We start from the raw sequence: 22643 nt of genomic DNA, 5'->3' as shown, positions 1-22643 counted from the left end.
CGACTCGCGGGGGCGGGGTGGGGTTCCGGGGTCAGGGGGTGCGGAGGCGGTCGGCTGTCTGTTCGGGGGTGGCGTCGTTGACCCAGACGCCCATGCCCGACTCGGAGCCGGCCAGGTACTTGAGCTTGTCGGCGGTGCGGAGGATGGAGAAGACCTCCAGGTGCAGCCAGGCCAGGTCGCGGCCGGTGCGGACCGGGGCCTGGTGCCAGGCGGCGATGTACGGCAGCGGCCGGTCGTAGAGGGCGTCCAGGCGGCGCAGCACGGTCAGGTAGAGGGCGGCGAAGTCGTCGCGCTCCGCGTCCGTCAGGGCCGGCAGGTCGGGGACCTGGCGGTGCGGGACCAGGTGGACCTCGACGGGCCAGCGGGCGGCGGCGGGGACGAACGCGGTCCAGTGCTCGCCCTCGGCCACCACGCGGGTGCCGACGGCGCGCTCGGCCGCGAGGACGTCGCCCATGACGGGGCGGTCGTGGGTGCGCCGGTAGTCGGCGGCCACCGCCAGCATCCGCTCGGTCCTCGGCGTCACGAACGGGTAGCCGTAGACCTGGCCGTGCGGGTGGTGCAGGGTGACGCCGATCTCCTCGCCGCGGTTCTCGAACGGGAAGACCTGCTCGACGCCCGGCAGCCCGGACAGCGCGGCGGTGCGGTCGGCCCACACGTCCACGACCGTGCGCACCCGCGACGGGGGCAACTGGCCGAACGAGGTGTTGTGGTCCGACGTGAAGCACACGACCTCGGCCCGGCCACGCCCCGGCGCGCGGGCCACCATCGGCATCCCGTCCACGGTCGGCGGCAGGTCCGGCACGCCCTGCGCGAACGACGGGAACCGGTTCTCGAACACCGCCACGTCGTAGCTCGACTCGGGGATCTCGGTCGGCTTGCCGGGGGTGGACGGGCACAGCGGGCACAGGTCGGCCGGCGGCTTGTAGGTGCGGGTCTGCCGGTGCGCGGCCATGGCCACCCACTCGCCCGTCAGCGGGTCGCGCCGCACCTCGGACAGCGGCTGCGTCCGGGGCAGGTCACGCGTGTCCACGGCGTGCCGCGGCGGCGCGTCCGGTGTGTCGTCGAAGTAGATGATCTCCCGACCATCGGCAAGTTTCCCCGCCGTGCGCCTCACGCCAGTTCCTCTCCGCGCCCCGGCACGTGCGCCAGGACCAGTTCCCCGACCTGCTCCCCGAGCACCGCGCGCGCGGGCTCGGCCATCCCCTCGTCCGTCACCAGCACGTTCGCCTCGTCCAGCCCGGCGATCGTGGAGATGCCGACGGTGCCCCACTTGGTGTGGTCGGCGACCACCACCACGCGACCCGCCGCGTCGACCAGCGCGCGGTCGGTCTCGCTCTCGTTCAGGTTGGGCGTGGTGAAGCCGGAGCGCTCGGCCATGCCGTGCACGCCCAGGAACACCACGTCCAGGTGCAGCGATCTCAGCGCCTGCACGGCCACCGGTCCGACCAGCGCGTCGGACGGCGTGCGCACGCCGCCGGTGAGCACGACCGTGCGGTCGGTGCGCCCGCTCTGCTGGAGCACGTCGGCCACCCGGATCGAGTTGGTCACCACGGTCAGGTCCGGGATGTCGTCGAGGAACCGCGCGAGCGTCCACGTGGTCGTGCCCGCGGACAGGCCGATCGCGGTGCCGGGGCGCACGAGGCCGGCGGCGTGCGCGGCGATGGCCTCCTTCTCCGGCAGCTGGCGGACGGACTTGGCCTCGAAGCCAGGTTCGTCGGTGCTGCGGCCGACCACGGACGTGGCACCGCCGTACACCTTCTCCACCAGGCCCCGCGCGGCCAGCACGTCCAGGTCGCGGCGCACGGTCATGTCCGAGACGCCCAGCCGCACGACCAGGTCGCTCACCCGGACCGCTCCCGTGCGCCGGACCTCTTCCAGGATCACCGCTTGTCGTTGCCGCGCCAGCACCGTCACACCTCTTCCCTGACCACGACCACGCCGCCGGCGGGGACGACCTGGCGACCGGACGCGCGTGCACCCGTGAGCAGTTCGACCCCGGTGGCGGGCAGCTCCGCGTCGGAGCCTCCGTGGTTGACCGCGATCAGCCACGATACGGGCGTCCCGGACAGTTCACCGCGCCGGCGCACGACCTCGACGCCGGGCACGCCGGGCGGCACGCCCGCGTCGGCGAGGGCGGCGCGCACCAGCCGGTCGAGCCCGTCGCCGGTCAGGCCGCACGCGAGGTAGCGGGCGACGCCGGACCCGTGCTCGTGGCGGGTCACGGCGGGCACGCCGGGCAGCGGGCCGTCGACGTACGAGGCGACGACCTCCGCGCCCTCGACGTGCAGGTGCTCGGTCCACACGGCGGCCGCCGACCCGTCGTCCAGCGTCACGACCTGCCCGGCGCGCAGCGGGTGGAACTCCTCGGTCCGCACGCCCAGCAGCCGGCGGAACGGGCCGGGGTAGCCGCCGAGGTGCACGTGGCCGCGCGTGTCGGTGGTGCCGGTCAGGTGGGTGACGAGCAGGTGACCGCCGCCGGCGACGTGCTCCTCGTACGGCGAGGCGTCGTCGACGAGGTGCAGGGCGGGCAGCACGACCAGCGGGTACCCCGCCAGGTCGGCGCCGGGTCGCACGAAGTCGACGGTCGCGCCCGCGTGCCACAGCGAGCGGTACAGGGCGAGCGCGTTGGCCTGGTAGTCGAAGTCCGAGGTGGGGTGGGCGGGTTGCCCGAGCGCCCAGCGCGACTCCCAGTCGTAGACGATCGCGACCCGCGCCTCGACGGTGGAGCCGAGCAGCTCGGCGAGGCGGCCGTACTCGTCCCCCACCCGCGCGACCTCGCGGAACACCCGGGTGTCCGGGCCGGCGTGCGGCACCATCGCGGAGTGGTAGCGCTCCGCGCCCGCCTTCGACTGCCGCCACTGGAAGAACAGCGTGCCGTCGGCGCCGCGCGCGAGGTGCTGGTACGAGTTGCGCCGCAGCTCGCCGGGCAGCTTGGCGACGTTGCGGACCTGCCAGTTCACCGCGGACGTCGAGTGCTCCATGAGCAGCCACGGCGCGCCGCCCGCGAGCCCGCGCGTGAGGTCGGCGGAGAACGCCAGTTCCACGTGCCGCTCGTCGTCCTCGGCGCGCGTGTAGTGGTCGTTGGACACGAAGTCGACCTCGGCGGCCCACTTCCAGTAGTCGAGCGCGCCGAACGTCCACGTCACCATGAAGTTCGTGGTCACCGGCACGTCGGGGGTCACCTCGCGCAGCACGTCCCGCTCGGCCTTGAACAGCTCCAGCAGGGCGTCGGAGGAGAACCGGTCGAAGTCGAGGAGCTGGCCGGGGTTGCCGAACGACGGCGTGGCGCGCGGCGGCAGCACCTGCTCCCAGGCCGTGTAGCGCTGGCTCCAGAACGCGGTCCCCCACGCCTCGTTGAGCGCGTCGAGCGTGCCGTGGCGGGCGCGGAGCCACGCCCGGAACGCCGTCGCGCACCGGTCGCAGTAGCAGCGGGCCACGTGGCAGCCGTACTCGTTGTTGACGTGCCACGCGGCCAGCGCGGGGTGGTCGCGGTAGCGCTCCGCCAGGGCGCGGGCCAGCGCGACGGCCTTCTCGCGGTACACGGTCGAGCTGGGGCAGTACGCCTGGCGCGAGCCGTGCGAGAGCCGCACGCCCTCGGCGGTCACCGGCAGCACCTCGTCGGCGTGCGCGGTGGTGAGCCACGGCGGCGGCGAGGCGGTCGCGGTGGCGAGGTCCACCCGCACACCGGCCTGGTGCAAACGGTCGAGCACCCGGTCCAACCAGCCGAACTCGTAGCGCCCCTCTTCCACTTCCAGCCGCGCCCACGAGAAGATCGCGACGCTCACCAGGTTGACCCCGGCCCGCCGCATCAGCTCGACGTCGTCGGCCCACACGGACTCGGGCCACTGCTCGGGGTTGTAGTCCGCGCCCCAGGCCGGGCCTGCCACACCGGTGGGCCAAGTCGTCATGCCACAAGAGTGCTCGACGTTGCACGCGAACGTCAACACAGTCAAACAACAGCACTCGACAAGCCTTGACACCGCCTGTGGGTCCCACCACATTGTGCGTACTTCTGTTGACTCTCTGTTCGTTTCACCCCCCGCCGAGTGTCACCCGTAGGAGCGACAATGACGACGTTCTACGCCCCGCAGCCCAACCGACGGGCGTTGCTGCGACTGATCCTCGCCGGAGCGGGCGCCGCGGCCCTGCCCGGGTTGGCCGCCTGCGGCTCCGACGGCGGCGGGACCTCGGCGGACACCGTGTCCTTCGGCAACAACCAGTCCGACCAGGTGCCCAAGGACGCGATCACCGCCGTGCTGAGGTCGTTCGAGGGCGAGTCCGGCCTGAAGGTCGCGGTCAACACCAAGCAGCACGAGCAGTACCAGGAGCAGATCAACAACTACCTCCAGGGCAAGCCGGACGACGTGCTGGCCTGGTTCGCGGGCTACCGGATGCGGTTCTTCGCCGAGAAGGGCCTGACCGGCGACCTGACCGACGTGTGGTCGAAGGTCTCCTCCGGGTACGAGCCCGCGCTGAAGGAGGCGTCCACCGCCTCGGACGGCAAGCAGTACCTGATCCCGTTCACCCAGTACCCGTGGGGCGTCTTCTACCGCAAGAGCGTGTGGCAGCAGCGCGGCTACGAGGTGCCGAAGACACTGGACGAGTTCGTCGCCCTCGCCACGAGGATGAAGTCGGACGGCCTCGTGCCCATCGCGTTCGCGCAGAAGCAGGGCTGGCCCGGCATGGGCACGTTCGACCAGCTGAACTTCCGGATCAACGGCTACCAGTTCCACGTGGACCTCATGGCGGGCCAGGAGGACTGGCAGGGCCCGAAGGTGCGCGAGGTGTTCGACACCTGGAAGCGGCTGCTGCCGTTCCACCAGGAGAACGCCCTCGGCCGCGAGTGGCAGGAGGCCGCGCAGAGCCTCCAGCAGGGCAAGTCGGGCATGTTCCTGCTCGGCTCGTTCGTCGCGCAGCAGTTCAAGGGCGCCGACGTCGACGACCTCGACTTCTTCGCCTACCCGGAGATCAACCCCGAGCACGGGCAGGACACCGTGGAGGCCCCGATCGACGGCTACATGATGTCCCGCAAGCCCGGCAACCCCGAGGGCGCGCGCAGGTTGCTGGAGTTCCTGGCCACGCCCGCCGCGCAGCTCGCCTACCTCAAGGCCGACCCCACCGCGATCGCCACGTCCAACAAGGCCGACACGTCGGGCTACAACGCGCTCCAGCTCAAGGCCGCGCAGGTGATCAAGGACGCCGCGCACATCACCCAGTTCCTCGACCGCGACACCGACCCCCGGTTCGCCTCCGACGCCGCCACCAACGGGCTCAACGCGTTCATCCAGGACCCCGACGACGTCGACTCCGTCCTCAAGGGCATGGCCGACCAGGCGAAGACGATCTTCACGGGGTGACGGCGTGACCGCGACGCAGAACCCGCCGCGGACCGCCGGGACGGCGGGCGCCCCTCGCCCGCCGTCCCGGCGCCGCCGCGCCACCGCGCTCGCCGGGCGCGAGAAGCTGGTGCTGGGCCTCATGCTCGGCATCCCGTCCCTGCTGCACATCGCCCTGGTGTGGGTGCCGGCGCTCGGCTCCGTCGCCCTGTCGTTCTCCTCGTGGGACGGCATCGGCGGGTTCGGGGACATCCGGTGGGTCGGGGCGTCGAACTACGTCGACATCGTCACGAGCTACCCGCGGTTCTGGCCGGCGGTGCGCAACAACCTGCTGTGGCTGCTGTTCCTGCTCGTCGTACCGACGGTGGTCGGGCTGCTGCTGGCCGTGCTGCTGGACCGGCAGCTGCGGTTCGGGCGGGTCTACCAGAGCGTGCTGTACCTGCCGATGGTGCTGTCGCTGGCCCTGGTCGGCTTCATCTGGCAGCTCGTCTACCAGCCCGAGCAAGGCCTGCTGAACAACGTCCTGGGCACCGCGGCCACCGACCCGGTCAACTGGCTCGGCGACCCGGACATCAACCTCTACGCGGTGCTCGTCGCCGCCGGGTGGCGGCACACCGGCTACATCATGCTGCTGTACCTGGCCGGGCTGAAGGCCGTCGACCCGGCGCTGAAGGAGGCCGCCGCGCTGGACGGCGCGAACGCGTGGCAGACGTTCTTCCGCGTCACGTTCCCCGTGCTCAAGCCGGTCAACGTGGTGGTGCTCGTGGTCACCGTCATCGAGGGGCTGCGGGCGTTCGACATCGTCTACGTGATCAACAAGGGCCGCAACGGGCTGGAACTGCTGTCCGTGCTGGTCACCGACAACATCATCGGCGAGTCCAGCCGCATCGGGTGGGGCTCCGCGCTGGCCGTGGTGCTGCTGGTGATCTCGCTCGGCTTCATCGTCACCTACCTGTTCCAGGTGTTCCGCGAGGAGGACCCGGCGTGATCGTGAAACCCGCGCGCGTCGTGCTGCACGCGTTCCTCGTCCTCACCTGCCTGGCGACGCTCGCCCCGCTGCTGTGGGCGCTCTACGCCTCGCTGCGCACCTACGACGACACCGCGCGCAACGGCTACTTCTCCGTCGCGGAGGGCCTGACGCTGGAGAACTTCGGGAACGCGTGGACGCAGGCCGACCTGCCCCACTACTACCTGAACACGCTGGTCGTCACGCTGCCCGCGCTGGTGCTCGTGCTGCTGTTCAGCTCGATGGTCGCCTTCGGGGTGTCGCGCTTCGGCTTCCGGTTCAACATCGCGCTGCTGATGCTGTTCACCGCGGGCAACCTGCTGCCGCAGCAGGTGGTCGTCACCCCGCTGTACCGGCTGTACCTGCTCACGCCGGTGCCGGAGTGGCTCAGCGACAGCGGGCTGCTGCTCGACTCGCAGTTCGGCCTGGTGCTGATCCACGTGGCGTTCCAGTCCGGGTTCTGCGTCTTCGTGCTCAGCAACTACATGAAGACCATCCCGCGCGAGCTGGGCGAGGCCGCCCGGGTCGACGGCGCCGGGGTGTTCCGCCAGTACTGGCAGGTGATCCTGCCGCTGTGCCGGCCCGCCCTCGCCGCGCTGGCGACGCTGGAGTTCACCTGGATCTACAACGACTTCCTGTGGGCGCTGGTGCTCGTGCAGACCGGCGAGAAGATGCCGATCACCTCGGCGCTGCAGAACCTGAAGGGCACGTTCTTCGTGGACAACAACCTCGTCGCGGCGGGTTCGCTGCTCGTGGCGCTGCCCACGCTCGTCGTGTTCTTCGTGCTCCAGCGGCAGTTCGTCGGCGGCCTCACCCTGGGTTCGACGAAGGGCTGACCGGGTTCGGCGCGGGCAGCGGCGCGGGGCGGCCGGGGAGGCGGAGGGTGAACAGCGCTCCGCCCTCCGGCGCTCGGCCCGCGTAGGCGGCGCCGCCGTGGCGCTCGGCGACCTGCTTCACGATCGCCAGGCCCAGCCCGGAGCCGGGCAGCGTGCGCGCCTCCTGCGAGCGGTAGAAGCGCTCGAAGACGTGCGGCAGGTCGGCGTCGGCGATGCCGGTGCCCGAGTCCGCCACCTCGATCACGGCGCTGCCGTCGCCCAGCTGCGCGAGGTCCAGCCGCACGACGCCGCCGGGCGGGCTGAACTTCACCGCGTTGTCCAGCAGGTTCATCACGGCGCGCTCCAGCGCCGACGAGTCGCCCAGCAGGGTCCACGGCTGGAGCCGCACGCGGAAGTCCACGTCCCCGGTGGCCCGCCGCTTGGCCCGGTCGAGCGCCCGCTCCACGACCTCCACCAGGTCGACCGGCTCGTGCACGAACTGCGGCGCGTCCTCGCGGGCCAGCTCCACCAGGTCGCCGATGAGCTGGGTCAGCTCGTCGAGCTGCGCCCGCACGTCGGCGTTGATCTCGGCCTTGTCCTCGTCGGACAGCGTGGGCGCCCCCGGCCGCTCGGAGGCCAGCAGCAGTTCCAGGTTGGTGCGCATGGACGTCAGCGGCGTGCGCAGCTCGTGGCCCGCGTCGGCGACCAGCCTGCGCTGCCGCTCCTGCGACTCGGCGAGCGCGCCGAGCATCGAGTTGAACCGCTGGGACAGCAGCGCCAGCTCGTCGTCGCCGGACACCGGGATCGGCCGCAGGTCACCGGTGTTCGCGACCCGCTCGGTGGCCTCGGTGAGCCGCTGCACGGGCCGCAGCCCGGTGCGCGCGACCGCAGTGCCCGCCGCCGCCGCGACCAGCACGCCCAGGCCGGAGATGACGAACAGCACCACGGACAGCTTGCCCAGCGTGGTGTTCAGGCCCTTCATGGACTGGGCGATCACCATGGCCTGGCCGTCGCCGTAGGGCAGCGTGAGCACCTGGAACCCGGTCCGCGTGTCGGTCCAGAAGTTCTCGGTGCTCAGCCCGCGCGCCACGTCGAAGTCGGCGGGCTGGATCGGCGGCGCGACGGCGCCCTTCGGGTACGAGATCTTGCCGGTGTCCGTGTCCAGCACGCCGATCCGGATGTCGCCCGCCGCCAGGAACGCGCCGGGGATCTCGGCGACGTCGTTGTTCACCTTGGGCGCGGTCACCGCGGCCTGCGCGCGCTGCCGGAGGTTCTCCTCCATCTGGCTGTGCAGGTTGCTGCTCACCGTCATGTACGCGCCGAGCGACACCACCGCCACGACGCCCGCGACGCAGAACGCCGCGAGCAGGGTGACGCGGGCGTGCAGCGAGACCCGCTGGAGGCGCCCGTTCGCGGCCTCCACCATGGAGCCGCCAGGACTCACGGAGGGGTCTCCCGCAGCACGTAGCCGACGCCGCGGACCGTGTGCAGCAGCCGGGGCTCGCCCTCGGCCTCGGTCTTGCGACGGAGGTAGCCGACGTAGACCTCCAGGGCGTTGCCCGAGGTCGGGAAGTCGTAGCCCCAGACGTCCTCCAGGATGCGGCCCCGCGTCAGCACCTGCCTGGGGTGCGACAGGAACAGCTCCAGCAGGGCGAACTCGGTGCGGGTCAGGCTGATGGGCCGCTCGCCGCGCCGCACGTCCCGGGTGCCGGGGTCGAGCTCCAGGTCGGCGAACCGCAGCACGGCGCCCGCGGGCTCCCGGGTGGTGTCGGTGGTGGCCCGCCGCAGCAGCGCCCGCAGCCGGGCCAGCAGCTCCTCCAGCGCGAAGGGCTTGGGCAGGTAGTCGTCCGCGCCCGCGTCCAGCCCGGACACCCGGTCGGACACCGCGTCGCGCGCGGTCAGCACGAGGATCGGCAGGTCGTCACCGGTGCTGCGCAGCCTGCGGCAGACCTCCAGCCCGTCCAACCGGGGCATCATCACGTCCAGCACCATGGCGTCCGGGCGCTGGGAGACGACGGATTCGAGGGCTTGCCGGCCGTCGCCGGCCAGGTCCACCTGGTAGCCGTTGAACTGCAGTGAGCGGCGTAGCGACTCACGCACGGCCCTGTCGTCGTCGACAACGAGGATGCGCATGGGGTCAGTCTCACCCGCGGTCCTGAGAGCCGCCTGAGAAGCCGGTGTGAGCTACCCGTCAAGTTTCGGGGTACCACCCTCCCGTGGCACCGGCGCGTCCCAGCGCCGCCACAGCGCGACGAGCCGCACGCCCACGACGATCGCCGAACCGACCAGCGCCACGAGCGCCGCCGGCAGGCCCGCCGCGTCGCCCGCCGCCACCACCACGGCCCCGGCCAGCGCGGCCACCGCGTAGATCTCGCGCCGCAGGACCAGCGGGATCTCCCGGAGCAACACGTCGCGCAGCGCGCCGCCGCCGATGCCGGTGGTCATGCCGACCAGGCACGCCGCGTACGGCGGGGCGCCCAGGTCGAGGGCGGTCGTGGTGCCCGCCGTGACGAACAGGCCGAGGCCGAGCGCGTCGAGCAGCAGCACGGACCTCCGCAGCCTCGCCACGGTCGGGTGAAACAGGAAGACCACCAGTCCGGTGACGCCGGCGACGGCCAGCCAGGGCCACGTCACCAGGGCCGTGACCGGGTGCACGCCGAGCAGCACGTCGCGGATGATGCCGCCGCCCAGCGCCGTGGTGAGGGCGAGGACGGTCACGCCGAACACGTCCAGCCGGGCGCGCACCGCGGCGAGCGCCCCGGAGGCGGCGAACGCGGCGATCCCGACAAGTTCCAGCGCGGCGAGCAGCACGACCGGTCAGGCTAGAAGAAATCCGCCAGGCGCGGCACGCCGGGTGCGCCGACCAGCCGATCGAGGAGGCGGGCGTCGCCGTCGAGCAGGCCGGCGCGGCGCAGGGCGTGGCCGTCCTGCGTACCGGCGAACCACGGGCCGAGCGCGCGGGCGTGCACGGTGACCGCGCCCGTGCCGCCGGGCTCCACGCGCACCGCGCCGCCCTCGACCACGAGCCGCTGCCGGCCGGCGTGCCACGGGGCGTGCTCGTCGACGACGTCCAGGTCGACGGTGGTGTCGCGCAGTCCCTCGGCGGCGGGCCAGCCGCGGGCGGCGACGGCGGCGGGCAGGTCCACCACGCGCAGCATCCAGTGCGAGGCGGTCACGGCGACCTCCACGCCCTGCCCGGTGAGCAGGCCGGTGACGGCCGGGTCGACCACCCGCAGCGCGATCCGGTCGGCCGGGCCGACGCTGTCGCGCAGCCCGCCCAGCAGGCCCGCCAGGGCGGTGGCGTCCCGGGCGACCAGGTCGAGCACCCGCAGCCCGTGCCGGGTGCGCTCGGCGGTGAGGTAGCCGCGGACCTCGCCGTCGTGGCCGGGCAGCACCGAGGCGACGTCGAGGTCGAGCACGTCCCGCACCGCGACGGCGGGCGGGGCGCGGTCGACGAGGCCGTTCACCGTGGACGCGAGGTCGGCGTAGCAGGCGTGCAGCGCGGGCAGGTCGTCCTCGCGGACGGCGCGGGCGGGCAGCCGGGGCCCGGCGGGGACCTGGTCGGACGACAGGTCGAGCCACTCCAGGACGCCGGCCCGCTCCCAGCCGCGCGACCGGTACGGCGCGGGCGTGGGCGCGTACAGCGCGGCCAGCGGCTGCCCGTGCTCGCGCAGGTCGCGCAGTGCCGCGTCGAGCAGGGCGCCCGTCACGCCCCGGCCGCGCGCCCGCGGGTCGACGGCCACCGCGCCGACGCCGCCCATCGGCACGGTCCGCCCGCCCCAGAACTGGTGGAAGTCCCCGATCGTGAGCACGGCCGCGAGGTCGCCGTCCAGCTCGGCGACCAGGCCCCGCGCGCCGGGGCCCGGGACGGGCCGCCCGGGACGGCCGAGGGCGGTCCGGCGCAACCGGGTCGCGGCGTCGGCGTCCCGCTCGGTCAGCGCTCGGATCGGCACGCCGTCCTGCCTACCAGGTGGGTCTCGCCTACCAGGTGAAGAAGCCCTGGCCGGTCTTGCGGCCCAGGTGCCCCTCGGCGACCTTGGCGCGCAGCAGGTCCGGCGGCGCGAAGCGCGGGCCCAGCTCGGCGGCCAGGTGCTCGGCGATGGCCAGCCGCACGTCCAGGCCGACGAGGTCGGTGAGCCGCAGCGGGCCCATCGGCCAGCCGTAGCCCAGGCGCATGCCGGTGTCGATGTCCTCGGCGCTCGCCACGCCCTCCTCCAGCATGCGGATGGCCTCCATGCCGACCGCCACGCCGAGCCGGGAGGTGGCGAAGCCGGGGGCGTCGCGCACCTCGATCACGGTCTTGCCCAGCTCCTCGGCCCAGCGGCGGGCCTTCGCCACCACCTCGGGCGCGACGCCGTCGTGCCGGACCAGCTCGACGAGCTGCTGGACCGGGACGGGGTTGAAGAAGTGCATGCCGAGGACGCGGTCGCCGGGCAGGCCCTCGGCGAGCGCGCCGATCGACAGGGAGGAGGTGTTGGAGGCCAGCACGGCGTCGGGGCACGCGTCCGCGGCGGTGGCCAGGACCCGGCGCTTCAGGTCGAGGTCCTCGGGAACGGCCTCGACGACCAGCCCGGCCGGGGTCGGGTCGAGGCGGTCGACGACGGCGAGGCGGGCCAGCAGCTCGTCCGGCGCGGCGGTGAGCTTGCCGCGCTCGGCGGCCTTGGCCAGGGACTTCGCCACGGCCCCGCGGGCGGCGTCGAGCCGGTCGGCGGCGTCGAGGAGGACGACCTCGTGGCCGCCGGCGAGGAGCAGGTGCGCGATGCCGGCGCCCATCGTGCCGCCGCCGATCACCACGGTGATCATCGCTGCACGACCTCCGCGGCGAACATGGCGACCAGTTCGACGCCGCCGATCTCCGTCAGGTTCGCCCCGGCGCTCTGCCACTCGGGCGAGCGGAACGCGGTCTTCATGGCCTCGGCGGACTCGAAGTACATCTCGGCGACGATGTGCGGCTCGGTCTCGCCGAGGAAGCCCGGGTGGTAGACGTCGGCGACCTTGGCGACCTCGGTGCGCAGCAGGCCCGGGGTGCGGTCCACGACCGGCAGGTGGGACGCGAAGTACGCCTCGTCGAAGGCGTCGGGATCGGCGGGCTTCCGGTACAGCGCGATGTACTTGATCATGTGACACCTTCCGGCCGGTTTCGCGTCGCAATGTAACACCGGCACCATGGGTGGTGTGCGGATCATCCTGCTGCGGCACGGCCAGAGCCTGGGCAACGTCGACGAGTCGGCCTACTGCCGCATCCCCGACCACGCCCTGCCGCTGACCCCGGTCGGCGAGCGGGAGGCCCGCGACGCGGGGCCCAGGGTCAAGCGGCTGCTCGCCGGCGCACCGGTCGCGGTGTACGTGAGCCCGTACGTGCGGACCCGGGCCACGCTGCGCAACCTCGCGCTGGGCGACCAGGCCGAGCGCGTGGTCGCCGAGCCCCGGCTGCGCGAGCAGGACTGGGGCAACCTCCAGGACCCCGTGCAGCAGGAGGTGCTCAAGCACCAGCGGCACGCGTTCGGGCACTTCTTCTTCCGGCTGCCCAACGGCGAGTCGGGCGCGGACGTGGACGACCGGCTGGCCGCGTTCCTCACCGACCTGGAGACCCGGATGGGCGCGCCGGAGCACCCGGAGACCGCCCTGGTCGTGTCGCACGGCCTGACGATCCGGCTGCTGTGCCGCCGCCTGTTCGGGTGGAGCATCGAGCTGTTCGAGTCGCTGTCGAACCCGAACACGTGCGAGGAGCGCGTCCTGTGGCACGACGGCGCGGCGTGGCGGCTCGACCGGCCGTTCGAGCAGTGGCGCACCTCCCCCGACGGGGAGACGCAAACCTGACCCCGGGAGTCCGACGCTCGGGCTCGGTGAGTTCCACACTCGGGTCTACGTGGTGTGAGGCTTGAACGTAGAACTCACCGGGCTTGGACGTAGAACTCACCGGACCTGGACGTTGGACTCTCGGGACCCGGGGTTGGACTCTCGCGGGGCCGGCGTGGGCGGAGGGGCAGCAGCGAGGTCGCGCCGGCCGCGGTGAGCACCGCCAGCGCCGGCCAGTCCGGCACGAGGTGACCCCCGTGCCCCACCACGAAGCTCGCGTACAGCCCCCAGCACTGCGCGGCGGTGAGCGCGGCGCCCGCCGGGGTCGTCCACCACGACACCGCCGCCACCACGGCGACGAGCCCGGCCAGGGCGGCCGGCGGCCAGGAGCCGGCCAGGGCGGTGACCCCCACGCCGCCCGCGAAGCCGAGCGCGGACCCGTGCGCCGTACCCATCATGACGGTGCACTCAACGCCCCCGGTGAGACGGACGCCACCCCTCCGGCAGCGGGTTCACCTCATCGCGTGAGGCACGATCCTCCGAATGAGCTTCTACGACGTCGCGCACCGCCGGAGGGACACCAGGGGCGAGTTCACCGGCGCCCCCATCCCGCCCGAGGTGCTCCGCCGGGTGCTCTCCGCCGCGCACGCCGCGCCCAGCGTGGGCCTGTCCCAGCCGTGGGACTTCATCCTGGTGCGCGACGAGCACACCCGCCGGGCCTTCCGCGACCACGTGCAGGCCGAGCGCAGCGTGTTCGCCGCCGAGCTGGACGCCGAGCGCGCCGAGGTGTTCTCGCGCATCAAGGTGGAGGGCATCCTGGAGTCGACGCTCGGCGTGGTCGTCACCTACGACCCGGACCGCGGCTCGCCCGCCGTCCTCGGCAGGCACGCCATCGCCGACGCGGGGCTGTACTCGGTGTGCCTGGCCATCCAGAACCTGTGGCTCGCGGCGACCGCCGAGGGGCTGGGCGTGGGCTGGGTGAGCTTCTACCGCGAGGACGAGCTGCGCAGGCTGCTCGACGTGCCGCAGCCGGTGCGGCCGGTGGCGTGGCTGTGCGTCGGACCGGTCGCGGCGCTGCCCGACACCCCCGACCTGGAGCGGCACGGCTGGCGCAACCGGATGCCCTTGGAGGAAGTCCTGCACGAGGAGCGGTACACGCGGCGTTCCGGCCGGTAGCCTGTGGGGGCCGTGCCGGCGGTGAGGGGGACCGCGTACCCGCCTCACCGAGTCGGAATGGAGTGTCAGCGCGAGTGGAGCAGCGAGATCCGCTGGTAGCGGGGCAGGTGCCGCAGCACGACCTCGAGGTCAAGGCGTTGCTGAACGCTGGCCGCCTCCAGGAGGCCAACAGCCTGTTCGACCAGCTCGTGAGCCGGACGCCACCGGGCGCCGACCGCTGGGTCCGCTCGTTCGTGCTGGTGAACCGGGCCAAGCTGGCGTGGCGGCTGGGCCGCATCCCGCTGGCCCTGGAACTGGCCGCCGAGGGTTGGACCGACCTGGACGGCGAGCAGGGCGACAACCCGGCCGCCGCCCAGGCCATGCACGCGCTGGCCTACCTGCTGGAGGGCATCGGCAACCGGCGGGCCGCGGTGGACATGATGCGGATGTCGGTGGCGGTGGCCCGGCGGGCGGGCGTGCCCGAGGTGCTCGGCCAGTGCCTCCAGGGGCTCGGCGGCACGCTGAACTTCCGCGCGATCTCGTCACCGCCCGAGCTGGCGCCCGCCATCTTCGAGGAGGCCCGCCGGTGCCTCCGGGAGGGCCTGGAGCTGACCGGGGACCCCCAGTCGAAGCGCGCCCTGCTCGGCGCGTACAGCCGCTCGCTGGCCGGGGTCGGCGAGCTGGAGGAGGCCGAGGAGCACGCCCGCGAGACGCTGCGGCAGTCCCGCGAGGCCGACGACAAGTGGGCGGCGGCGGTGTCCAACTGGGTGCTGGCCGTCGTGCGCCGCGAGCAGGACGACCTGGTGGAGGCCCGCACGCTGGCCAGCCGGGCCGTCGCCGCGTCGGAGGCCATCAACGACCCGTCGCTGCTGCTGCGCTTCTCGCTGGACCTCGCCGACATCTGCGCCCGCATGGGCGACCACGTGGGCGAGGCGGCGGCGCTGCGCTGCTCGGTCGCGGCGGGCAGGACCGCGACCGAGACGTTGCAGGAGGGCCTGGGCCAGGCGCTGGAGCAGCGCCGGGTGGCCGTGCAGGCGCAGCGGTTGGCGGTGGCGGCGCAGGAGGCCGCGGCCCGCGACCCGCTGACCGGTCTGGCGAACCGCCTCGGCCTGGAGCGGGCGGCGTCCGGGCTGCTGGAGGGCACGGCCGGCCAGGGTCGGGTGCCGTGGCTCGTGCTGGTCGACGTGGACCGGTTCAAGGGCGTGAACGACGACGCCGGTCACGCGGCGGGCGACGCGACGCTGCGCGAGATCGCCCAGCTGCTGCGCCGCGAGTGCCGCGCCGCGGACCTGGTGGCCCGGTGGGCGGGCGACGAGTTCGTGGTGCTGCTCGGCGACGCGGGCGGCGGCGCGCGCGACGCGGGGCCGGCGGTGGCCGAGCGCATCCGCGCCGCGGTCGACGGCCACGACTGGACCGTGGTGCTCGGCTCGGCCCGGCGCCCCACCGTGAGCATCGGCGTGGCGGCCGGGCCGGCCAAGCTGGACCAGCTGTTCGCGGCGGCGGACATGGCGCTGTACCGCGCCAAGCGCCAGGGCCGCAACCGGGTCGAGGTGGAACCCCGCGTGGGGGTCCAGGAGGACGCCCGGCCGCGGGTCTAGCGACCGGGCGGGCCGGCTAGGCGATCAGCCCGCCGCGGAAGGCGACCAGCGCCGCCTGCACCCGGTTGACCGCGCCGATCTTGCCCAGCACGGACGACACGTAGCCCTTGACGGTCGCCTCGGACAGGTGCAGGGTGCCGCCGATCTCGGCGTTCGACATGCCCTGTCCGATGAGGACCAGCACCTCGCGCTCGCGCTCGGACAGCGAGGCGAGCAGCCGGCGCGCGGGCTCGGCGGCCCGTTCGCCGTCGGCGACGGCGGCCAGCACGCGGGCCGCCACGCCCGGGTCGAGCACGGCGCCGCCGACCGCGAGGTCGCGCACCGCCTTGACCAGCTGCTCCGGTTCGGTGTCCTTGAGCAGGAAGCCCGACGCGCCCAGCCTCAGCGCCTCGGAGACGTACTCGTCCACGTCGAACGTGGTGAGCATGGCGATCCTCGGCGGGTCGGGCAGGTCGCGCAGCCTGCGCAGCGCCACGAGCCCGTCGGAGGACCGCATCCGGATGTCCAGCAGCACGACGTGCGGGCGGTGCCGGCGCGCCAGGTCGGCCACCAGGTGCCCGTCGTCGCACTCGGCCACGACCTCGATGTCGCCGGCGCTGCTGAGGATCATGCGGAGGCCGGACCGGACGAGGTCTTCGTCGTCGGCCAGCATCACCTTGATCACGACGCCTCCCCGAGTTGGCGTTTCGTGCTCGTACCCGTCCAGCATCGCGCACGAGCACGCAAGCTGACGTTAATTCACCGTTATCTCACCACGGAAGCAGTGCGTGGCCGCCTGTTCACAGTTGCCAGGTCAGGCCAGCACCGCCGCGACTTCCGAGCGCAGTCGGGGCAGGAGCGCGTAGAGCCGGTCACCCGGGCACAGGGTGTCGCGGTAGTCGCGGTGGCCGTGGATCTGATCGGGGGCGATCCCGTACTGCTCGCACGTGTAGACGCAGAAGGACACCAGGGAGTCCCACTGGGTGCGCGGCGGTTCGACGGTGAGGTAGGTGCCCTCGTTCTCGATGCCGATGGCGGCGGTGTTCTGGCCGGGGCAGTGCGCGCCCTCGACGACGCGGTCGCCCGCGCGCAGCGCCGCCAGGCTGCCGCGCCTGCCCTCCATCAGGAACCCGCCGCGGCTGTTGGTGAAGTGCTGGCCGGAGTCGAGCCAGCCGTTGGTGTCCATGTGCAGGTCCTGGATCCAGTGGGCGTGCTCGTAGGCGTGCGCCTGGGAGAAGTCGGTGGAGTTCGCCGAGGCGGTGTGGTGGATCAGGATGCGGACGGGGCGCACGTGGACGGTGGTCGTCGGCGCGGAGGGCGGCCGGGCGCCCCAGTCGGCACAGCTGCGGATCGGCAGGACGGGCGACGCGGCCGCGCTCGCGGGCAGCGCGGCCAGGCCCGCGAGCGCACCCGCGCCGGCGAGACCGGTCAGGAACGTTCGGCGTCGCGTCATGTGAACTGTTTTCTCAACCTATTCACGAATCGTCAATGAGTCACACCCGGACGGCCGAATCAAACGCGAAGTACTTTCGCGATTGAGTACCGGACAGTAACGTGCGTCACACGATCCCTGCCTGGAAGGAGCTTCGCGCCATGCGGAGAGCCGCCCGATCGATCGCCGCGGTCGTCCTGCTGGCCGCGACCGCCGTGACCGTCACCGCCACCGCCACCGCCGCTCCCCCACCGGAGCCCAGGAGCAGCGCGTTCGCACCGGACGACCACTGCCTCGGCCAGTGCCACGACGTCCTGCCACCCGGCCAGAACGGCAACGCCACGCTCACCGACATCCTCGCCCACCAGGTCCTCGGCACCCGACCGGCGCACTCCGCCGACCAGATCGGCAAGTACGACGCCCTGGTGTCCGGGTACGGCGGGCTGACCAACGAGCAGCTGGCCACCTTCTTCAACGACGCCTCGTTCGGCGTCCCGGCCGGACAGGTCGAGAGCACCATCCGTCCGCGCGCGGACGTCACCATCGTGCGCGACAAGGCGACCGGCGTCCCCCACATCCACGGGACCACCCGCTCGGGGACGGAGTTCGGCGCGGGCTACGCCGCCGCGCAGGACCGGCTGTGGCTGATGGACGTGTTCCGCCACCTCGGGCGCGGACAGCTGTCCGGCTTCGCGGGCGGCGCCGAGGGCAACCGGGCGCTGGAGCAGAGCTTCTACACCCAGATCCCCTACACCGAGGCCGACCTCCAGGCCCAGATCGACTCCGTCGCCGCCAAGGGCCCGCGCGGCGCGCAGGCGCTCCAGGACGTGAAGGACTACGTCGAGGGCATCAACGCCTACATCACGGCGGCGGTCAAGGCGCGCACGTTCCCCGGCGAGTACGTGCTGACCGGGCACGCCGACGCCATCACCAACTGGAACGACATCCGGCCGTTCCAGCCGACCGACCTGGTCGCCATCGCCGCCGTGGTCGGCGGGCTGTTCGGCGCGGGCGGCGGCGGCGAGGTGCAGAACGCGCTGGTGAAGCTCGCCGCGCAGAACCGCTACGGCGCCGAGGTCGGCGACCGGGTGTGGCGGTCGTTCCGCGAGCAGAACGACCCGGAGGCCGTGCTCACCCTGCACGACGGGCAGCGCTTCCCCTACGGCACGACGCCCGCGTCCCCGCAGGGCGTGGCGCTGCCGGACGGCGGCGTCGTCACGCCGGAACCCGTGGTGCACGACCAGGTCTCGTCCGGACAGTCCTCAGTGGACGTCCCGGCCGACCTGGCGGCGCTGGAGGGGCTGTTCGCCGACGGCGTGCTGCCGCGCGACCTGCTGACCCGCAAGCAGGGCATGTCCAACGCGCTCGCCGTGTCCGGCGCGCACACCGACAGCGGCAACCCGATCGCCGTGTGGGGTCCGCAGACCGGGTACTTCGCGCCGCAGCTGCTCATGCTCCAGGAACTGCACGGCCCGGGCCTGCGGGCGCGCGGCGTGTCGTTCGCGGGCGTGTCGATGTACGTGCAGCTGGGCCGGGGCGTCGACTACTCGTGGAGCGCCACGTCCGCCTCGCAGGACATCACCGACACCTACGCCGTGGAGCTGTGCGAGCCCAACGGCGCCGCGCCCACCGCGTCCTCCGTCCACTACCGCTTCCGCGGCCAGTGCCTGCCGATGGAGCGGCTGGAGCGGAAGAACGCGTGGAAGCCCACCGTGGCCGACCCCACGCCCGCCGGGTCGTACACGCTGCGGGCGTACCGCACGAAGTACGGTCTGGTGCAGAGCCGCGCCCGGGTGGGCGGCACGTTCGTCGCCTACACCTCGCTGCGCTCGACCTACCTGCACGAGGTGGACTCGATCATCGGGTTCCAGGCGTTCAACGACCCCGACGCCATCCGGTCCGCCACCGACTTCCAGCGCGCCGCCGAGCACGTCGGCTACGCGTTCAACTGGTTCTACGTGGACTCGCGTGACACCGCGTACTTCAACTCCGGCTCGAACCCGGTGCGCAAGGCCACCGTGGACCCGCACCTGCCGGTCCGCGCCGAACCCGCCTACGAGTGGGAGGGGTGGAACCCGGACGACAACACCGCGTCGTACACGCCGTTCGCGCAGCACCCGAACTCGGTCAACCAGGACTACTACATCAGCTGGAACAACAAGCAGGCCCTGGACTACTCGGCGGCCGGCTACGCGATGGGCTCCGTGCACCGCGGCGACCTGCTCGACGACCGCGTGCGGGCGCTGATCGCGCGCGGACCGGTCACCCGGGCGTCGTTGACGAAGGTGATGGCCGAGGCGGGCGTGGCGGACCTGCGGGCCGAGCAGGTGCTGCCGGACCTGCTGCGGGTCATCGACACCGCCGCCGTCACCGACCCGGCCCTCGCGTCCACCGTGGCCTCGCTGCGGACGTGGCTCCAGTCGGGGTCGCTGCGCAAGGAGACCGCGCGGGGCAGCAGGGCCTACGCCCACGCCGACGCGATCCGCGTGCTCGACGCGTGGTGGCCGCGACTGGTGGAGGCCCAGTTCAAGCCCGGTCTCGGTGACGCCCTCTACGGGCAGCTCACCCGGGCCGCGCAGGTCGACGAAGCGCCGTCGGACGCGCACGGCACCGCGCCGCACAAGGGCTCCTCGTTCCAGACCGGCTGGTGGAGCTACGTGGACAAGGACCTGCGCGCCGTGCTGGGCGACCGCGTGGACGGCGCGCTCGGCCAGCGCTACTGCGGCGGCGGCGCGGTGGCCGCGTGCCGCCAGGTGCTGCTGGACAGCCTGCGCGCGGCGGCGGCCGTGCCCGCGACCACCGTGTACCCCGGTGACGCCACGTGCGCGGCCGGCGACCAGTGGTGCGCGGACACCATCCAGCACCGCGCCATGGGCGGCATCACGCAGGACGAGGTGAACTGGCAGAACCGGCCCACGTACCAGCAGGTCGTGCAGTTCCCCTCCCGCCGCGGGACGTCCGTGGCGAACCTCGCGGCGGGCGCGGTGGCGACCGCCAGCAGCCACGAGCGCGGCCTGTACGAGTCACCGCCCGCGCACGCCGTGGACGGCAGGGTGGACACCCGCTGGGCGAGCGACTGGTCGGACCACCAGTGGTTGCAGGTGGACTTGGGCTCGGTGCGCGTGGTCGGTCGGGTGGTGCTGTCGTGGGAAGCCGCGTATGCCAAGGGATATCGCATAGAGTTGTCATCCGATGGCGTGCGGTGGCGGACGGTGTACGCGACTTCCACCGGTGACGGCGGCCAGGACCTTGTGTCCTTCGCACCTTCTGCGGCACGATTCGTACGAATGACGGGTATCCAACGGGCCACGGGTTACGGATACTCGATTCACGAGCTTGAGGTCTACGTTTCGTAGACCGGTCCACAGGAAGACCCCGGTCCACCCCCAGGGACCGGGGTCTTCCGCCTTCTCGGGACCTCTTCGCCCGTCAGGGCTTGAACAGGTAGTTGCGCACGCGGTCGTCGATCCGGTCCACGCGCCGCCACGCGTTGTGCCGCCACGCGTGCATCGAGTAACCGCGCTCCGCCAGCCAGTCCTGCACGTCGCGCGCCCGGTAGCCGAAGCGCAGCACGTGCCGCTCCTCGACCTCCAGCAGCAGCGTCGGCCGCAACCGCTCGATGGTCTCCGCGCCGCCCTCCAGCACCCTCAGCTCCGCGCCCTCCACGTCGGCCTTGACGAAGTCCAGCCTCTCGATGGCGTTGGCCCGGCAGAACCGGTCCAGCGTGTCCGTGCGGACGAGGACCTCGACGTGCTCGGTGAACTCCTCGTTGGAGCCGAGCCCGTCCGCACCCGCGGTGAGGAACGAGCGGCCGGTGACCGGCGTGCCGTGGCGGACCGGCACGCTCATCACGTGCTGCCCCTCGCTGACGCCGAGCGCCACGGAGTGCCGGACCACGTTGCGCGCCTCACGCGGGCGCAGCAGGTACGACAGGGCCGGGTGCGCGAACAGCAGCGGCTCGACGCTGTGGACCGTCCCGTGTGGACCGACGAGGCGGGACAGCGTGACGGTGTAGAGGCCGAGCGCGGCGCCGACGTCGAGGCACACGTCGCCGGGGCGCACCACGTCGCGCAGACCGACCAACTCGGGTTCGACGAACGGCGTCAGCCGGGCGAGGACGCGCAGCGCGCCGGCGACGGCCGCGCCACGCACCTCGGTCAAGTTCTGGGTCACCCCGTCAGGTTAGGGAATCACGAACGCGGCCGATGACCGTTGTTGTGGGCCGGCAGGCCGTGCGGCGGGGACCCCTGGGGCGGGAGCCGCACGGGGGCGTCGTGCGCCGGCAGGCTCGCCGGCGTGTCCGGCGGCAGGCCCACCTGGTCGGCGAACTCGGCCGCCACCGACGTGCCGCCGTAGATGCCGAGCGCCTTGGCCAGGTGCAGGCGGACGTCCGTGCGGTGGCCGTCGTCCAGACGCGGGAGGGCGCTCTCGAAGCTCGTCACGAGGGTGTCGGCCCAGTGCTGGTCGCGGCGGTTCGCGGCGATCTCGACCAGCTCCGCCAGGTGGCGGCTCAGCTGCACGGCCTGCTCCACCTGGTAGCCGTTGCGGACGAGCCACCAGATCGTGGCGCTCGACAGGTCGGTCAGCACCTCGTCGCGCAGGTACTTGATCTCGGCGCGCTCGGCGTCCCGCTCGGCCTGGCGCATCGTGGTGGTCTGGAGCAGCTCGATGTGCTTGCGGGCCATCTGGAGGTCGGTCTCCACGACGGTCAGCACGACGCCCTCGGCGCGCGCCCAGACGTGCGTGCCCTCCACCTGCCGCTCGGCCGCCAGCTCGTCCCCGAGCTGGTGCTGGAGCGGGGCGTGGTGCACCAGCATCGCCCGCTCGGTCAGCGCCCGGGCCCGCTGGACGACGTCGTTGATCGCCGCGCTGCGCGGCGCGTTGTGCCGTGCGCCGGTCGTCAGGTCGACCCGCCAGTGGATCGTCATCTTCGCGTGGAAGTCCAGCCCGTAGACGGCGCTGGGCAGCGGCGACTCGAAGGGGTGCTGGTGCGACGTCGAGGAGGGCACGAACGTGTAAGCCTCGGCGTCAGGCTTCGCGCGCACCCGTCTCCACCAGGAGCGGGCGGAGTCCATGGGGCCGGGACGGAAGTCAGGCCAGGGTCGACTGGTCATGGGGTGGCTTTCGTCGGAGGGGAGGTGACGCCCCTGCGGGGGAGGCGACCCCTGGGGGAGGACAACCCCTTCTGTACCTCACGGAACCGATCCGGAGAAGACGGGGTACCCCCACTTCGCCCGGACAGCCGCAGCGGCCGGCCCCCGGTACTCACCCCCGGTGCACCGTCCTACCCCCAGCCGAGTGACAACCCACCCGTCCCCCGCTGCCGGCCGACCGGGTAGGCTGCCGCTCGCGCCCTCGTAGCTCAGGGGATAGAGCATCGGTTTCCTAAACCGTGTGTCGCAGGTTCGAATCCTGCCGGGGGCACTCACCTTTCGCCGGGTGAATCAGGCCCTGAGCAGCGGCAACGCGCTCGGGGCCTGATCTTTTCCGTCAGTCGCCGTCAGCCGGAATCCGCCCCTGTTT

At 72.8% G+C, this 22643-nt stretch carries 21 protein-coding genes and 1 tRNA gene; 8 read left to right on the top strand and 14 right to left on the bottom strand.

All coding sequences use genetic code 11. From position 1 onward, the window contains the following. Positions 1 to 31: 31 nt before the first annotated feature. The 3 genes from galT to J2S66_RS31930 are packed head-to-tail and all read right to left on the bottom strand — an operon-like array spanning position 32 to position 3908. Complete coding sequence (gene galT, locus J2S66_RS31940) at positions 32 to 1114, bottom strand: galactose-1-phosphate uridylyltransferase (RefSeq protein ID WP_310311911.1); 1083 nt, start codon at positions 1112 to 1114, stop codon at positions 32 to 34. After that, positions 1111 to 1908, bottom strand: a complete 798-nt coding sequence (locus J2S66_RS31935) for a DeoR/GlpR family DNA-binding transcription regulator (protein ID WP_310315234.1) — start codon at positions 1906 to 1908, stop codon at positions 1111 to 1113. Before J2S66_RS31935 ends, galT begins: the two co-directional genes overlap by 4 nt. Before the next feature lie 2 nt (positions 1909 to 1910). Next, entirely contained in the window at positions 1911 to 3908 is a 1998-nt protein-coding gene (locus tag J2S66_RS31930) for a beta-galactosidase (protein WP_310311908.1), read from the bottom strand. Positions 3909 to 4067: 159 nt separating this feature from the next. On the opposite strand from J2S66_RS31930, the gene J2S66_RS31925 reads away from it, so the two are divergent. Genes J2S66_RS31925 through J2S66_RS31915 form a run of 3 tightly spaced genes read left to right on the top strand, consistent with a single transcriptional unit; the run spans position 4068 to position 7178 of the window. Continuing rightward, positions 4068 to 5357 carry an ABC transporter substrate-binding protein gene (locus tag J2S66_RS31925; protein WP_310311905.1) on the top strand — a complete coding sequence of 430 codons (1290 nt, stop codon included), beginning with the start codon at positions 4068 to 4070 and terminating at the stop codon, positions 5355 to 5357. Between the two features lie 4 nt (positions 5358 to 5361). After that, positions 5362 to 6324, top strand: coding sequence for a carbohydrate ABC transporter permease (locus J2S66_RS31920; protein ID WP_310311902.1), 963 nt, complete (start codon positions 5362 to 5364; stop codon positions 6322 to 6324). Further along, complete coding sequence (locus J2S66_RS31915) at positions 6321 to 7178, top strand: carbohydrate ABC transporter permease (RefSeq protein WP_310311899.1); 858 nt, start codon at positions 6321 to 6323, stop codon at positions 7176 to 7178. Before J2S66_RS31920 ends, J2S66_RS31915 begins: the two co-directional genes overlap by 4 nt. On the opposite strand, the gene J2S66_RS31910 is transcribed toward J2S66_RS31915, so the two are convergent. Genes J2S66_RS31910 through J2S66_RS31885 form a run of 6 tightly spaced genes read right to left on the bottom strand, consistent with a single transcriptional unit; the run spans position 7153 to position 12277 of the window. After that, the gene (locus J2S66_RS31910) at positions 7153 to 8583 is read right to left on the bottom strand and encodes a sensor histidine kinase (RefSeq protein ID WP_310315231.1); all 1431 of its coding nucleotides are present in this window, start codon (positions 8581 to 8583) and stop codon (positions 7153 to 7155) included. The genes J2S66_RS31915 and J2S66_RS31910 overlap by 26 nt on opposite strands. Before the next feature lie 14 nt (positions 8584 to 8597). Beyond that, positions 8598 to 9290 (bottom strand): response regulator transcription factor, encoded by a 693-nt coding sequence (locus J2S66_RS31905; protein WP_306745734.1) that lies wholly within the window; start codon positions 9288 to 9290, stop codon positions 8598 to 8600. 51 nt (positions 9291 to 9341) lie between these two features. Further along, complete coding sequence (locus tag J2S66_RS31900; protein WP_310311892.1) at positions 9342 to 9968, bottom strand: trimeric intracellular cation channel family protein; 627 nt, start codon at positions 9966 to 9968, stop codon at positions 9342 to 9344. Between the two features lie 11 nt (positions 9969 to 9979). Next, positions 9980 to 11110 (bottom strand): GNAT family N-acetyltransferase, encoded by a 1131-nt coding sequence (locus J2S66_RS31895; protein WP_310311890.1) that lies wholly within the window; start codon positions 11108 to 11110, stop codon positions 9980 to 9982. Between the two features lie 28 nt (positions 11111 to 11138). Further along, positions 11139 to 11960 carry a 3-hydroxyacyl-CoA dehydrogenase family protein gene (locus J2S66_RS31890; RefSeq protein ID WP_310311887.1) on the bottom strand — a complete coding sequence of 274 codons (822 nt, stop codon included), beginning with the start codon at positions 11958 to 11960 and terminating at the stop codon, positions 11139 to 11141. Beyond that, positions 11957 to 12277: an EthD family reductase gene (locus J2S66_RS31885; RefSeq protein WP_306745730.1), complete on the bottom strand. Its 321-nt coding sequence runs from the start codon at positions 12275 to 12277 to the stop codon at positions 11957 to 11959. Before J2S66_RS31885 ends, J2S66_RS31890 begins: the two co-directional genes overlap by 4 nt. Positions 12278 to 12332: 55 nt before the next feature. Here J2S66_RS31885 and J2S66_RS31880 point away from each other — a divergent pair, with 55 nt between their 5' ends. Further along, on the top strand, positions 12333 to 12977 hold the full coding sequence (locus J2S66_RS31880) for a histidine phosphatase family protein (RefSeq protein ID WP_306745729.1): 645 nt from the start codon (positions 12333 to 12335) through the stop codon (positions 12975 to 12977). Between the two features lie 74 nt (positions 12978 to 13051). Here the strand turns inward: J2S66_RS31880 and J2S66_RS31875 are convergent, their stop codons facing one another. Then, positions 13052 to 13411 carry a hypothetical protein gene (locus tag J2S66_RS31875; RefSeq protein ID WP_310311881.1) on the bottom strand — a complete coding sequence of 120 codons (360 nt, stop codon included), beginning with the start codon at positions 13409 to 13411 and terminating at the stop codon, positions 13052 to 13054. An 88-nt stretch (positions 13412 to 13499) separates the two neighbouring features. On the opposite strand from J2S66_RS31875, the gene bluB reads away from it, so the two are divergent. Both bluB and J2S66_RS31865 read left to right on the top strand, forming a co-directional pair. Then, a complete protein-coding gene (bluB, locus tag J2S66_RS31870) occupies positions 13500 to 14132 on the top strand; it encodes a 5,6-dimethylbenzimidazole synthase (protein ID WP_310311877.1) in 633 nt (210 codons plus the stop codon). Positions 14133 to 14206: 74 nt separating this feature from the next. Then, positions 14207 to 15709, top strand: coding sequence for a GGDEF domain-containing protein (locus J2S66_RS31865; RefSeq protein ID WP_310311874.1), 1503 nt, complete (start codon positions 14207 to 14209; stop codon positions 15707 to 15709). Positions 15710 to 15725: 16 nt separating this feature from the next. Here the strand turns inward: J2S66_RS31865 and J2S66_RS31860 are convergent, their stop codons facing one another. Both J2S66_RS31860 and J2S66_RS31855 read right to left on the bottom strand, forming a co-directional pair. Further along, positions 15726 to 16373 carry a response regulator gene (locus J2S66_RS31860; protein WP_306745725.1) on the bottom strand — a complete coding sequence of 216 codons (648 nt, stop codon included), beginning with the start codon at positions 16371 to 16373 and terminating at the stop codon, positions 15726 to 15728. Between the two features lie 129 nt (positions 16374 to 16502). Further along, positions 16503 to 17141 carry a peptidoglycan recognition protein family protein gene (locus tag J2S66_RS31855; protein WP_310311868.1) on the bottom strand — a complete coding sequence of 213 codons (639 nt, stop codon included), beginning with the start codon at positions 17139 to 17141 and terminating at the stop codon, positions 16503 to 16505. 140 nt (positions 17142 to 17281) lie between these two features. Here J2S66_RS31855 and J2S66_RS31850 point away from each other — a divergent pair, with 140 nt between their 5' ends. After that, positions 17282 to 20476: a penicillin acylase family protein gene (locus J2S66_RS31850; RefSeq protein WP_310311865.1), complete on the top strand. Its 3195-nt coding sequence runs from the start codon at positions 17282 to 17284 to the stop codon at positions 20474 to 20476. A 73-nt stretch (positions 20477 to 20549) separates the two neighbouring features. Here the strand turns inward: J2S66_RS31850 and J2S66_RS31845 are convergent, their stop codons facing one another. Further along, positions 20550 to 21293 (bottom strand): FkbM family methyltransferase, encoded by a 744-nt coding sequence (locus J2S66_RS31845; protein ID WP_310311861.1) that lies wholly within the window; start codon positions 21291 to 21293, stop codon positions 20550 to 20552. A 17-nt stretch (positions 21294 to 21310) separates the two neighbouring features. After that, complete coding sequence (locus J2S66_RS31840) at positions 21311 to 22165, bottom strand: hypothetical protein (protein WP_310311858.1); 855 nt, start codon at positions 22163 to 22165, stop codon at positions 21311 to 21313. A 306-nt stretch (positions 22166 to 22471) separates the two neighbouring features. On the opposite strand from J2S66_RS31840, the gene J2S66_RS31835 reads away from it, so the two are divergent. Continuing rightward, a tRNA-Arg gene (locus J2S66_RS31835) sits at positions 22472 to 22544 on the top strand. Positions 22545 to 22643 lie beyond the last annotated feature (99 nt).

Origin of the sequence: Saccharothrix longispora, assembly GCF_031455225.1 — a bacterium.
Taxonomy (GTDB): Bacteria; Actinomycetota; Actinomycetes; order Mycobacteriales; family Pseudonocardiaceae; genus Actinosynnema; species Actinosynnema longispora.
This window is presented reverse-complemented; position numbering and strand designations above follow the sequence as displayed.

What these genes read in the sequence shown, in the direction of transcription:
- J2S66_RS31885 (WP_306745730.1), bottom strand. Translation starts at nt 12,277, where the DNA reads ATGATCAAGTACATCGCGCTGTACCGGAAGCCCGCCGATCCCGACGCC.
- J2S66_RS31910 (WP_310315231.1), bottom strand. Translation starts at nt 8,583, where the DNA reads ATGGTGGAGGCCGCGAACGGGCGCCTCCAGCGGGTCTCGCTGCACGCC.
- J2S66_RS31925 (WP_310311905.1), top strand. Translation starts at nt 4,068, where the DNA reads ATGACGACGTTCTACGCCCCGCAGCCCAACCGACGGGCGTTGCTGCGA.
- J2S66_RS31905 (WP_306745734.1), bottom strand. Translation starts at nt 9,290, where the DNA reads ATGCGCATCCTCGTTGTCGACGACGACAGGGCCGTGCGTGAGTCGCTA.
- J2S66_RS31850 (WP_310311865.1), top strand. Translation starts at nt 17,282, where the DNA reads ATGCGGAGAGCCGCCCGATCGATCGCCGCGGTCGTCCTGCTGGCCGCG.
- J2S66_RS31890 (WP_310311887.1), bottom strand. Translation starts at nt 11,960, where the DNA reads ATGATCACCGTGGTGATCGGCGGCGGCACGATGGGCGCCGGCATCGCG.
- J2S66_RS31855 (WP_310311868.1), bottom strand. Translation starts at nt 17,141, where the DNA reads ATGACGCGACGCCGAACGTTCCTGACCGGTCTCGCCGGCGCGGGTGCG.
- J2S66_RS31930 (WP_310311908.1), bottom strand. Translation starts at nt 3,908, where the DNA reads ATGACGACTTGGCCCACCGGTGTGGCAGGCCCGGCCTGGGGCGCGGAC.
- bluB (WP_310311877.1), top strand. Translation starts at nt 13,500, where the DNA reads ATGAGCTTCTACGACGTCGCGCACCGCCGGAGGGACACCAGGGGCGAG.
- J2S66_RS31875 (WP_310311881.1), bottom strand. Translation starts at nt 13,411, where the DNA reads ATGGGTACGGCGCACGGGTCCGCGCTCGGCTTCGCGGGCGGCGTGGGG.